Here is a 12,450-nt window from a genome sequence, read left to right as displayed (position 1 = left end):
TCAGATGGCGAAGAACCAGTTGGCGAGCAGCATCACCACAACACCGGCAACCAGCGTCAGGTAAGGCAGCATTCCCGCTTTCTTGACCGCGAGGTCGGCTCCCGTCATGCCGAGGTCGGCCAGCATGTGGTCGGGGAACTTGCCCTTGTCCTGGATGTAGTGACGGAAGCAGAACACCGGGATGATCAGCGCCGCGGTGATCAGGCCGGCCCACAGCGCCATCGGGTTCCACACCTTGGCGCCGGCGCCCATGAAGATCGCATTGACATAGGCGAAGATCGCTCCGATGCCCAAGAGCCAGCTCGGCGCCTTCCAGGGCCGAGCGATATGGCCGTTGTCGATGCGGTGGATCCAGCCGGCATTGAGGTTGAGGAAGTTGAAGATGATGTAGCCGCAGTTCGACACGGCGAGGATGAAGAAGAAGCTCGTCGCGTCGGCCGAGGCGATCGCCAGCACGATCAGGTTGAAGACGAGATCGGTCCACATCGCCCGCGTCGGCGCGCCATGCTCGTTGACGTGGCTGAGATAGCGCGGCAGCCAGCCATCCACGGAACCCTGATAGAGCGTGCGTGAGGAACCGGCCATGGCGGTCATGATGCAGAGCACCAGCGCCAGGATCATCAGCATGACCAGCAGGCTGTGGATCAGCGCGCCCCCACCGACCATGCCGGCCAGAGCGTCGGCAACGCCAGAGCCGTCGACGATCGGTGTCGCCAGCATGCCGTTCAGGCCCAGCACGCCCTGAAAGGTGAAGGGCACCAGGATGAACAAGAGCATGCAGAGCAAGCCGGAATAGAAGATGGCCTTGAAGGTGTCGGTGCCCGGGTTCTTGAACTCGGATGTGTAGCAGACGGCGGTTTCAAAGCCGTAGGTCGACCAGGCGGCAATGAACATGCCGCCGAGCACCAGCGTCCAGCCGGCGATGTTCCAGGTGCCGGGGTCGGGGGCATAGGCGGTGGCCAGCGGCACCAGCGGCGAGAAGTTCGCCCAGTTGATCTGGCCGGTGACGATCGGCACGACGCCGACGATCAGCATCGGGATGATGACCAGCAGGCCGATGTACTTCTGCACGTTGGCGGTGCCGAGGATGCCGCGATGCTGGATCGAGAAGATGATCAGCATCAGCACCGCGCCGATGAAGAAGGTCGCATTGAAGGTGAAGGAGACCGGACCCAGCGTGTGACCGTACAGCGTCCAGTTGCGGATTGCCGGCGTTGCGGCTGAAGTCACCGCGGTGATCGCGTCGGCGGGCGCCGTTCCGGCATGCGCCGCGATATAGGCAACGACCTCGGCCGAGGTTGCGGTGAACAGCGGCACTGGCGCCAGCGCGTTGAGGATATAGGCGGCGGCGATGGAGCAGCCGAGCGACAGCACCGGCGACCAGGCGAACCAGTTGCACCACACCGACAGCGGCGCGATGAACTTGGAATAGCGCAGCCAGGCCGTGGCGCCATAGATCGAGGCGCCGCCCGACTTGTTCGGGAACAGGCCGGCGATCTCGGCATAAGTGAAGGATTGCAGGAAGCCCATGATCATGGACACCGTCCAGATCAGGAAGGCCAGCGTTCCCGTCGTGCCGGCGATCCCGCCGATCGAAAACAGAACCAGCGCCGGAACGCCGCTTGCCACCCAGAAGGCGCCGCGCCAGTCGATATGCCTGAGCAGCTTGCTTTCGGCAGGCTGCTCCAGGGCCGTGCTTATGGTGCTCATGTCAGTGACTTCCCCTTTTGTAAGTGTTCCCCGCCGGCGATGCCTCGGCTTTGCGAAGCTTGCTCCCCGGCCAATGATCACAACCGGTGTGTTTCCACTCAGTCGTATTTTTTTCTTAAGAGTGAAGATTGATCCGGCGCGCTTTCACGTCAAGCGTTTTGTGAAACCGTGCCCATCACGCTTGCGCGCGTACGCAACAATACTCCCCACAGCGCTGCTGATGTACGGTTCTGCCTGTTCGGAAGGCAGCGCTCAGGAGCGTGGCTTGGTCTTCTGCGGGTCGTAATGGGCGAAGGCGACGACTCGCGCCGGCAGCCGTTTGGCATGGCCGTCGAGCTTGCCGATCTCGACCTCCGTGCCGATAGCCGCATGGGTGACATCGAGCCGTGCCAGCGCGATGTTCTTGTTCAGCACCGGCGAACGCACGCCCGACGTGACAACGCCGATCTGGGCGCGGCCGACATGCACGCAGTCGCCATGGCCGACCGCGACATTGCTGTCGATGTCGAGCCCGACCAGCTTTTTCTGCGGGTTTTCCTTGCGCCGGATCAGGGCCTCACGGCCGATGAAATCATCGGTCTTGCCCTTCAACGGCACGGTGAAGCCGATCCCCGCCTCGAACGGGTCGGTCTGGTCGGAAAATTCATAGCCCGCGAAGATCAGCCCGGCCTCGATGCGCAGCATGTCGAGCGCCTGCAGCCCCATCGGCTTCAGCCCATGCGGCTGCCCGGCCTCCCAGATGGCGTCGAACACCTTTTCGGCGTCACGCGGATGGCACCAGATCTCGTAACCGAGCTCGCCGGTGTAGCCGGTGCGCGAGACGACGACCGGAATGCCGTTGCCGCCGCCGATGCGTGCGACGGCGAAGCGGAACCATTCGAGCTCGTCGATCGACGGCTGCAACGGCGAGGTCCAGATCACTTCTCGCAGGATATCGCGGCTCTTCGGCCCCTGCACGGCGACATTGTGCACCTGGTCGGTCGAGGAGCGCACCAGCACGTTGAGGCCGAGCTTCTTGGCGGTTTCGCGCAGCCATTCGCCGGACAGATCATCGCCGCCGACCCAGCGGAAATTGTCCTTGCCGAGCCGCAGCAGCGTACCATCGTCGATCATGCCGCCATGCTCGTAGCACATGGCGGAATAGACGACCTGGCCGACGCCGAGTTTTTTGACATCGCGGGTCAGCGTGTACTGCAGCAGCGCTTCGGAGTCGGGACCGGTCACCTCGAACTTGCGCAGTGGCGACAGGTCCATGATCACGGCGTCCTGCCGGCAGGCCCAGTATTCGGCGATGGGGCCTTCCTTGGCGAAGGAATTGGCCAGCCAGTAGCCCCTGTACTCAGCGAAGTTGCGGGTGAGCTTGGCAAAGCTCGAATGAAAAGCGGTCTCGCGGGTCATTTTCGGTTCCGAATCGGGCGTCATGCGTCTGGCGATCGCTCGCGAGAATTTGTGCTGGCCGGAATAGGTCCGCACATGGATGTCGGTCAGATCCCAGCCATTGGCCGGCGTCGTGTCGTCAGGGCAGGCGGAGGAGACGCAGACGATGTCGGTCAGCGCTCGCAGCAGCACATAGTCGCCGGCGCGTGACCAAGGCTCGTCCGAGACCATGACGCCATGCGCGTCGATCGCCGTGTTGAAGAAGAAGTTGATTGCCATCCAGCCGGCGCGGGGATTGACGCCCTTGCCGGCCAGCGCGCCGTTGAAATTCTCCGAGCAGTTGGTGTGGCCGGGATAGCCGATGTCGTCGTAATATTTCGCCGCACAGGCGAGCGCAAAGGCGTCGTGCCGGCCGCATGTGTCCTGCACCACCTCGACCAGCGGTTCCATGTCCTGGTCGTAATATTTCGAATGCAGGCCAGGCATCGGATAGCTCGATCCCATCAGCGTGCGGGTCGTCGTCACGTCGAGCGGATGGTCGAGGCCCTTGTCCAGCTTGCGCGCCGAAAAGCACTGGAAGTCGGTGCACTGGCGGCCGTCGACATCGATGATCTGCAGATAGTCGCCGGCCTTGATGAAATAGGATTCCGCCGTCGCCGAATGGACGCGCAGGTCGAGCACCGGATCGGCAAGAGGATCGGCAAGCTGCGATTTTGTTTTCAGGCGGATCGTGGCGCGACGCACTATGACGGTGAGCGGCGTTGCGGTGTCATGACCGTCGACCAGCATCGGCCCGCCGGGCGCGGCGATGACCATCGAGCCGTCACGCGTGACCGTGAATGCCTGTTCCGTACCGGCAGGCGTGGTGGCGCCGAACACGCGCACAGCCTTGGCCTGGTCTAGCTGCACCTGCCGGCGCGCAATGCCGCGCCGCAACGCGCCGAGACTGTCGTCGCCCTCAGCAAGCAGTGCCTTGATGCCGGCGGCATTGCTGTTGGATTTTTCACCGAAGATGCCAGGGTCAGTCGCGCCGCTGCTGTCCCACGCCATCAGCTCGCAAGCCTGGCCGCCTTCGACATTGCGCACCGTGATCGTGTCGCCGGCTTCGACCTCGATCAGCACCGCACCATTGCCCTGGATCGTATAGCGCTCCATGCCCGGCGGCAGCGCGATCTGGCCGGGCCTCAGGATGAGGCTCGGGCGCGGCGGTCCGGCTGTGACTGTGGGGTAGGGCGACTGGCTCATCTCAGCCTTGCGGTTCGAGAAACAAGTTTGCCTGTGTGTGAAATTATTTTAGCAGCAAGAATAGCAGCGCAGTTGAGTTTGGCAAGGCGGAGGTGATGTAAGCTCCCCCTTCTCCCCCTGTGGGAGAAGGTGTCGCCGAAGGCGACGGATGAGGGGTGTTCCAGGGAACGCCAACGTCTCACTTCGCTGGAACACCCCTCATCCGTCTCGTCGCTGCGCGCCGATCCACCTTCTCCCACAAGGGGAGAAGGAAGGGCGCGCACAAACGCTACGCCAAATCCTCGGAATGGCTGATAGCAACACCATATTCCGCGGCCGAGTCGAGCATCGTGTGCCACAGGCTCTCGGCAAAAGTCGCAAACACCAGAAGGTTGAACACGGCCAATCCATCTCGATCATCGCCACGCCAGAGCGTAACGCTGGTATGATCCATCGAGGTCGCTGCGGCTGTGCTGACGGGGAATGCCCCCGGGTGCAGATCGATCGACGACAACTTGGCCAATATCGCCCGCGCCTTGGCGCCGGAGACGCTGATCAGCACCCGCGCATGCGATTGGTCCGACAGCGAGGCGGAAGAAGCAAACGCCTGAGGAAGTGTCCCAATCGAATGCTTGCCGCCCTTAGACAGCACAAAAAACTGATCCGGTCCCGACCAGATCAACGTGGCATCCGGCGTCTGCACCGCCTTGGGTGTTTCCGGAGCAGCAACGCCAAAGCGAGCTTTGGCAGCCTCGGCCATCTCCGCCGCCTTGCCACGCCGCGCCATCACCTGGACGAGGTCGAAATTGCGGATTTCGGTCAGCGCCACGCCGACATCGCCACGCGCGCCATACGGTCCGGCAACGAGCGCGCGGTCTATCGGGCTGCGGGCATTCCAGGAAAAATCAGCCACGCTGGCGCCCTCCATCCGGATCGTAGAAGACGGGATTGCAGAGTTCGACATCATAGTCTTCGCCGCGTATCGGATCATGCGCATGGACGATCTCGCCGATGCGTTCGCGGCCGCGCTCGACAAGTGCCAGCCCGATCCACTGGTCCGATGTCGGCGAGAAGCAGACAGAGGTGACATAGCCTTGGTCGTTGCCGGGGCCAGGTGTCTGCCCCTTCGGGATGATGTGCGCCCCGGAGCGCAACCGGCGTGCTCTGTCCGTCGGCTTGACGCCGACCACGACCTGCCGGTCCGGCGCCACCAGCGCCTCGCGCCCGGCCATGACGCGGCCGATATAGTCTTTCTTGGTCGACATCATCTTGCCCAGGCCAAGGTCGGCAGCCGTGGTCGTGCCGCTCAGTTCCGGTCCGGCGATGTGACCCTTTTCAATGCGCATGACGCCGAGTGCCTCGGTGCCGTAAGGCGTGACGCCAAACTGTTTGCCGGCCAGCATCAGATTGCGCGCCATCGCCTCGCCGTAGCGTGCCGGCACCGAAATCTCGAATGCCATTTCGCCGGAGAAGGAGATGCGGAACAGCCGCGCCTTGATGCCGCCGCGCAAAGCGACTTCGCGCGCGCCCATGAACGGGAAACCTTCGTTGGAAAGGTCTTCCGCAGGATCGACGATCTCCTTCAGCAGATCGCGGGTCTTCGGTCCCGCGATAGAGAATTGCGCCCACTGATCGGAGACCGAGGTCAGCTGCACATCGAGCTCGGGAAACAGCACCTGCCGGCAGAATTCGAGATGCTGCATCACCAGCCCGGCTTTGGCCGTGGTAGTGGTCAGGAAATAATGGTCCTCGGCCAGCCGCGACGTCGTGCCGTCATCATAGACGATGCCGTCCTCGCGCAGCATCAGCCCGTAACGGGCTTTTCCCACGGCGAGGTTGGAGAAGGTGTTGATGTAGACGCGGTCGAGGAAGGCGCCGGCCTCCGGGCCATGCACGTCGATCTTGCCGAGCGTCGAGACATCGCAGAAGCCGACGCCTGAGCGTACCGACTTGACCTCGCGGGTGACCGATTCCAGCCAGTCCTTCTCGCCGGCGCGCGGATACCATTGCGCCCGCTTCCAGAGACCAGTGTCGACGAAGATCGCGCCCTGTTCGGCGGCCCAGTGATGCGACGGCGTCAGCCGCGTCGCATGGAAAGTCTCGTCGCGATGGTGGCCGGCGAAGGCGCCGATGGCGACGGGTACATAAGGAGGTCGGTAGATCGTCGTGCCCGTCTCGGGAATGGACCGGCCGCTGACAGCAGCCATGATCGCGAGGCCGGCGACGTTCGATATCTTGCCCTGGTCGGTCGCCATACCGAGCGTGGTGTAACGCTTCAGATGCTCGACCGATTCAAAACCTTCGCGCTGAGCAAGCTCGATGTCGGACGCGGTGACATCGTGCTGGTAATCGACAAAGGCCTTGCCCTTGCCGGCGACATGCCAGAGCGGCGTCAGCGAAAAGCCTTCGTCGTCGGCGATTGGTGCTGAGCCGGCCTTGCCGGCACGCCCGGCATCATGCGCTGCTGCTACACCTGCAGCGAATCCTTCAGCCAGGCAAGCGCCAAGGCCGAAGGCGCCGTTGGCGGCGCCGGCGGCGACCATGCCGGGAGGCGCGCCATCGGGCACGAAGGCAGCAATATCATCGCGCCATTTTGGCCGGCCGCGATGATAGGAGGTCAGCCCGACCGCCGGGTTCCAGCCGCCGGAAACCGCAAGCCCATCAGCCTGGACTTCGGCGCGCGCGCCGCCGGTCAGCAACACCGCGATTTTCCGCACACCGTCCTTGCCGCCATCGACACCGCTGACGGAGCCATGCAGCACTGTGAAGCCATTCTTGGAGGCCAGCGAACGATGCGCTGGTGACACATCAGGCCGTGCGTCGATCACCGCCGCGATCTGCAGCCCGGCTGCGAGCGCTGTCTCGACCGTGCGCCAGCCGTCCTCATTGTTGGTGAACAGCGCTGTGCGCTTTGCAGGAGCGGCGGCATAGCGCGAGACATAGGTCCGCATGGCGGAAGCCATCATCACGCCTGGCGTGTCATTACCGGCGAAGACGATGGGACGTTCGATGGCGCCGGCGGCGACCACACAGCGCTTTGCCACGATCCGCCACAGCCGCTGGCGCACCTGGTGCTCGGGCGGCGAGGGCAGGTGGTCGCTGACCCGCTCCAGCGCGCCATAGGTGCCGCCATCATAGACACCGAACAGCGTCGTGCGGCTCATGATGCGCACATCGGGCATCGAACCCAGCTCGGCCAGTGTCCGCGACAGCCATTCGGCTGCGGGCAGGCCGTCGATCGTACCGCCATCCGAGAGCAGGCGGCCGCCAGGCGTGAAATCCTCCTCGCACAGGATAACGCGGGCACCGCTGCGGCCGGCGGCAAGCGCCGCGGCCAGGCCCGCCGGACCGGAGCCGGCGATCAGCACATCGCAATGCGCCCAGGCCTTGTCGTAATGGTCGGGATCGGCAACGCCGGCTGCGCGGCCAAGGCCGGCTGCGCGGCGGATCGCCGGCTCGTAGATCGCTTCCCAGAATTTCGCCGGCCACATGAAGGTCTTGTAGTAGAAGCCGGCAACGAAGATCGGCGCGAACAGCTGGTTGACCGACATCACATCGTGGCGCAGCGACGGCCAACGGTTCTGGCTGGCGGCTTCCAGCCCTTCGTAGAGTTCCGCCGTCGTTGCTTTGGTGTTCGGCTCGCGCCGGGCACCTGTGCGCAGTTCGACCAGCGCGTTGGGCTCTTCCGAGCCTGCTGTCAGGATACCGCGCGGGCGGTGGTATTTGAACGAGCGGCCGACCAGCTTGACGCCATTGGCAACCAGTGCCGACGCCAGCGTGTCGCCCTGGAAGCCGGAAAAGCTCTTGCCGTCGAAACGGAAATTCAGCGGCGCCGAGCGGTCGACGAGGCCGCCTTTGTCCAGGCGGTTTGTCTGGGCGCCGGCCATCACGCGCCAACCTTCGCGGCACCGGCGCCGGCCGCCGGTTCGACAGCGGAAATCTCATGCGTCAGCGTGTTGCGGGTGACTTTCAGCCACGCCCGGCAGCCGCCGCCATGATACCAGTTCTCGCTCATCACGCCGGCGATGTTGTCGCGCAGATAGACGTAGTCGAAGACCTCATCTTCCGAAGCGCCGGCCGTCGGCCGCACCGGCTTGGCGTCGCCGAGATAGGTGAACTCGCCGAGTTCGCGTTCACCGCAGAAAGGACAGACAATACGCATGTGACCGTCCTCAGTGCAGGTTCGGTTGGGCGCCCTGGCCCTTTTCGTCGATCATGGCACCAGCCCGGAAGCGGTCGAGACGGAACCTTGCAGCTTCTTCGTGCGGCGTGTCGCGGGCCAGAAGGTGGGCAAAGACAAAGCCGGAACCCGGCGTTGCCTTGAAGCCGCCATAGCACCAGCCGGCGTTGAGATAGAGCCCGTCCACCGGCGTCTTGTCGATGATCGGCGAACCGTCCATCGACATGTCCATGATGCCGCCCCACTGGCGCAAAAGCCGCACACGGCCGATCATCGGCATCAGCGCCATGCCGCCCTCGCAGACATCTTCCATCACGGGCATGTTGCCGCGCTGGGCGTAGGAATTGTAGCCGTCAATGTCGCCGCCGAAGACCAGCCCGCCCTTGTCGGATTGGCTGACATAGAAATGGCCGGCGCCGAAGGTCATGACACCGGGGATCAACGGCTTGATCGCCTCGGAGACAAAGGCCTGCAGCACATGGCTTTCGATCGGCAGGCGCAAGCCCGCCATCGCTGCGACGCGCGACGAAGAGCCGGCAACCGCCATGCCGACCTTGCCGGCGCCGATCCTGCCACGCGACGTCTCGACACCGGTCACCTTGCCATTGGCATCCCTGATGAAGCCGGTCACTTCGCAATTCTGGATGATGTCGACGCCGAGCCCGCTCGCCGCATGCGCATAGCCCCAGACCACGGCGTCGTGCCGCGCCGTGCCGCCGCGCCGCTGCAGCAGCCCGCCCTGTACGGGAAAGCGTGCATTGTCGTAGTTCAGGAACGGGATCATCTTCTTGACTGCGGCGAGGTCCAACAATTCGGCGTCGATGCCGTTGATGCGCATCGTGTTGCCGCGCCGTGCATAGGCGTCGCGCTGCGCGTCGGAGTGGTAGAGGTTGATGACGCCGCGCTGGCTGACCATCGAATTGTAGTTGAGGTCCTGCTCCATCCGCTCCCACAGCTTCATCGACAATTCGTAGAAGCCGGTGTTGCCGGGCAGGCCGTAATTGGAGCGGATGATGGTCGTGTTGCGGCCTGCATTGCCGGAGCCGATCCAGCCTTTTTCCAGCACGGCGACATTCCTGATGCCGTATTCGCTGGCAAGGAACCAGGCGGTGGCCAGGCCATGGCCACCACCGCCGATGATCACCACGTCGTAGCGATCCTTCGGCGTGGCGTCGCGCCAGGTGGGCTGCCAGTTCTTGTGGCCGGACAAGGCGGCGCGGGCGAGCGAGAAGATCGAGTATTTCATACGTTCATTCCGAGGTCGCTCGCACCGCTAGGACGATTATATATCCAGCGTGTGGTCGCGCTCCCATTGCGTGAAGTGCGAAGCATAGGAATTCCATTCCTGGTGCTTCAGCTTTAGGTAGGCCGACGAGAATTCCTCCCCCAGCGCCGCCTTGAGCGATTTGTCCTTGTCGAACTCGCGCAGCGCGTCGAGCAGGTTGAGCGGCAGTTTCGGCGCGCCCTTCACCGTGTGGCCGTGCTGGTACATGTCGATGTCGTAGCGCTTGCCGGGATCGGCCTTGGAGCGGATGCCGTCGAGGCCGGCGGCAATGATCACTGCCTGCAGCAGATAGGGGTTGGCCGCGCCGTCGGGCAGCCGCAGCTCGAAGCGGCCGGGTCCGGGCACGCGCACCATGTGGGTGCGGTTGTTGCCTGTCCAGGTCACCGTGTTCGGCGCCCAGGTCGCGCCTGAGATCGTGCGCGGCGCGTTGATGCGCTTGTAGGAGTTGACCGTCGGGTTGGTGATGGCGGCAAGCGCGGAGGCATGCTTCATGATGCCGCCGAGGAAATTCTTGCCCTTGGCCGAGAGGCCGAGTTCCATCGAATTGTCGGCGAAGACGTTGGTCTTGCCAGCCTTGTCCCACACCGAGATATGGGCATGGCAGCCATTGCCGGTCAGGCCCTGGAAGGGCTTTGGCATGAAGGTGGCGCGCAGGCCGTGCTTTTCGGCGACCGACCTAACCATGAATTTGAAGAAGGAGTGCTTGTCGGCGGTCGCCAGCGCGTCGTCGAAGGCCCAGTTCATCTCGAACTGGCCGTTGGCGTCCTCGTGGTCGTTCTGATAGGGGCTCCATCCCAGCGCCAGCATGTGGTCGCAGATCTCGGCGATCACGTCATAGCGGCGCATCACCGCCTGCTGGTCGTAGCAGGGCTTTGAGGCCGTATCGTACTGGTCGGAGATGACGCTGCCGTCCGGTGAGATCAGGAAGAACTCGGCCTCGACGCCGGTCTTGACATGCATGCCATCGCCGGCGGCCTCCGCGATCAGCCGCCTCAGCGTGTTGCGCGGCGTCTGGTCGACCTCCTTGTCGTCCATGACGCAGTTGGCGGCGACCCAGGCCACCTCCTTCTTCCATGGCAACTGGATGACCGAGTCTGGATCCGGCACCGCCAGCATGTCGGGATGCGCCGGCGTCAGGTCGAGCCAGGTGGCGAAACCGGCAAAGCCGGCGCCGTCCTTCTGCATGTCTGATATCGCCTGCGCCGGCACCAGCTTGGCACGCTGGCCACCGAACAGGTCGGTGTAGGAAATCATGAAATATTTGACGCCGTTCTCTTTGGCGAATGCGGCGAGATCGTTCCCCATTATAGTTCCTCGCTTATGATATTTGGATACTGTTTTAGAAACCGTTTTTCCCCGGTATCCAGTTGGTGCCGGCCAGCGGCACGCCGGCCATGGCGGCGGCTTCGATGGTGAGCGCGACGAGATCCTCGGGCTCGAGATTGTGCAGGCTGTTCTTGCCGCAGGCGCGGGCAATGGTCTGCGCCTCGAGCGTCATCACCTTGAGGTAGTTGGCCAGCCGTCGTCCGGCGGCCACCGGGTCGACCCGCTTCATCAACTCAGGGTCCTGCGTGGTGATACCGGCGGGGTCGCGGCCCTCATGCCAGTCGTCATAGGCGCCGGCCGTGGTGCCGAGCTCGTTGTACTCCGCCTCCCAGCGGGGATCGTTGTCGCCGAGCGCGACGAGTGCGGCGGTGCCGATCGAGACCGCGTCGACGCCGAGCGCCAGCGCCTTGGCGACATCGGCGCCGTTGCGGATGCCGCCGGAGATGATCAGTTGCACCTTGCGGTGCATGCCGAGATCCTGCAGCGCCTGCACGGCCGGCCTGATACAGGCGAGCGTCGGCTGGCCGACATTCTCGATGAACACTTCCTGTGTCGCCGCCGTGCCGCCCTGCATGCCGTCGACGACGACGACATCGGCGCCCGCCTTCACGGCAAGCGCGGTATCATAATAGGGGCGGGCGCCGCCGACCTTGACGTAGATCGGCTTTTCCCAGTCGGTGATCTCGCGCAGTTCGAGGATCTTGATCTCGAGATCGTCAGGGCCGGTCCAGTCGGGATGTCGCGAGGCCGAGCGCTGGTCGATGCCCTTCGGCAGCGTGCGCATCTCGGCAACGCGGTCGGAGATCTTCTGGCCAAGCAGCATGCCGCCGCCGCCGGGCTTGGCCCCCTGGCCGACGACCACCTCGATCGCATCGGCGCGGCGCAGGTCGCGCAGATTCATGCCGTAGCGCGACGGCAGATATTGATAGACCAGTTGCTTGGAATGGCCGCGCTCTTCCTCGGTCATGCCGCCATCGCCCGTCGTGGTCGAGGTGCCGGCCAGCGTCGCGCCGCGCCCGAGCGCTTCCTTGGCCGGGCCGGACAGCGAGCCAAAGCTCATGCCGGCAATGGTGATCGGGATCTTCAGTTCGATCGGCTTCTTGGCATGGCGGGAGCCTAGCACCACCGATGTGTCGCAGCGCTCGCGATAGCCTTCGAGCGGATAGCGCGAGATCGAGGCGCCGAGGAACAGCAGATCGTCGAAATGCGGCAGCTTGCGCTTGGCGCCGGCACCTCTGATATCATAGATGCCGGTCGCCGCGGCGCGGCGGATTTCGGAAAGCGTGTAGTCGTCGAAGGTCGCGGATTTGCGCGGCGTCGTCGGCGGGTTGCGATAGGTCATGCTGCC

The 12,450-nt window shown here is 64.0% G+C and carries 8 protein-coding genes; all 8 read right to left on the bottom strand.

Features of this window, described 5'->3' with window-relative positions; all coding sequences use genetic code 11:
• Positions 1 to 1,710, bottom strand: coding sequence for an APC family permease (locus HGP13_RS28320; RefSeq protein ID WP_172231762.1), 1,710 nt, complete (start codon positions 1,708 to 1,710; stop codon positions 1 to 3).
• A 252-nt stretch (positions 1,711 to 1,962) separates the two neighbouring features.
• Complete coding sequence (locus HGP13_RS28315) at positions 1,963 to 4,332, bottom strand: aminomethyltransferase family protein (protein WP_172231759.1); 2,370 nt, start codon at positions 4,330 to 4,332, stop codon at positions 1,963 to 1,965.
• 268 nt (positions 4,333 to 4,600) lie between these two features.
• Entirely contained in the window at positions 4,601 to 5,224 is a 624-nt protein-coding gene (locus HGP13_RS28310) for a sarcosine oxidase subunit gamma family protein (protein WP_172231756.1), read from the bottom strand.
• Positions 5,217 to 8,198 (bottom strand): sarcosine oxidase subunit alpha, encoded by a 2,982-nt coding sequence (locus tag HGP13_RS28305; protein ID WP_172231753.1) that lies wholly within the window; start codon positions 8,196 to 8,198, stop codon positions 5,217 to 5,219. The genes HGP13_RS28310 and HGP13_RS28305 overlap by 8 nt, the downstream gene beginning before the upstream one ends.
• The gene (locus HGP13_RS28300; RefSeq protein WP_172231750.1) at positions 8,198 to 8,473 is read right to left on the bottom strand and encodes a sarcosine oxidase subunit delta; all 276 of its coding nucleotides are present in this window, start codon (positions 8,471 to 8,473) and stop codon (positions 8,198 to 8,200) included. Before HGP13_RS28300 ends, HGP13_RS28305 begins: the two co-directional genes overlap by 1 nt.
• A gap of 10 nt (positions 8,474 to 8,483) precedes the next feature.
• On the bottom strand, positions 8,484 to 9,737 hold the full coding sequence (locus HGP13_RS28295) for a sarcosine oxidase subunit beta family protein (protein WP_172231747.1): 1,254 nt from the start codon (positions 9,735 to 9,737) through the stop codon (positions 8,484 to 8,486).
• A 36-nt stretch (positions 9,738 to 9,773) separates the two neighbouring features.
• Positions 9,774 to 11,081: a type III glutamate--ammonia ligase gene (gene glnT / locus HGP13_RS28290; RefSeq protein WP_172231744.1), complete on the bottom strand. Its 1,308-nt coding sequence runs from the start codon at positions 11,079 to 11,081 to the stop codon at positions 9,774 to 9,776.
• Positions 11,082 to 11,115: 34 nt separating this feature from the next.
• Positions 11,116 to 12,444 (bottom strand): FMN-binding glutamate synthase family protein, encoded by a 1,329-nt coding sequence (locus HGP13_RS28285; RefSeq protein ID WP_172231741.1) that lies wholly within the window; start codon positions 12,442 to 12,444, stop codon positions 11,116 to 11,118.
• Positions 12,445 to 12,450 lie beyond the last annotated feature (6 nt).

The sequence above is a fragment of the Mesorhizobium sp. NZP2077 genome (assembly GCF_013170805.1).
In the GTDB taxonomy this organism is placed as follows: Bacteria; Pseudomonadota; Alphaproteobacteria; order Rhizobiales; family Rhizobiaceae; genus Mesorhizobium.
The sequence above is the reverse complement of the archived record's forward strand: the minus strand, read 5'-3'. Positions and strand labels throughout refer to the sequence as shown.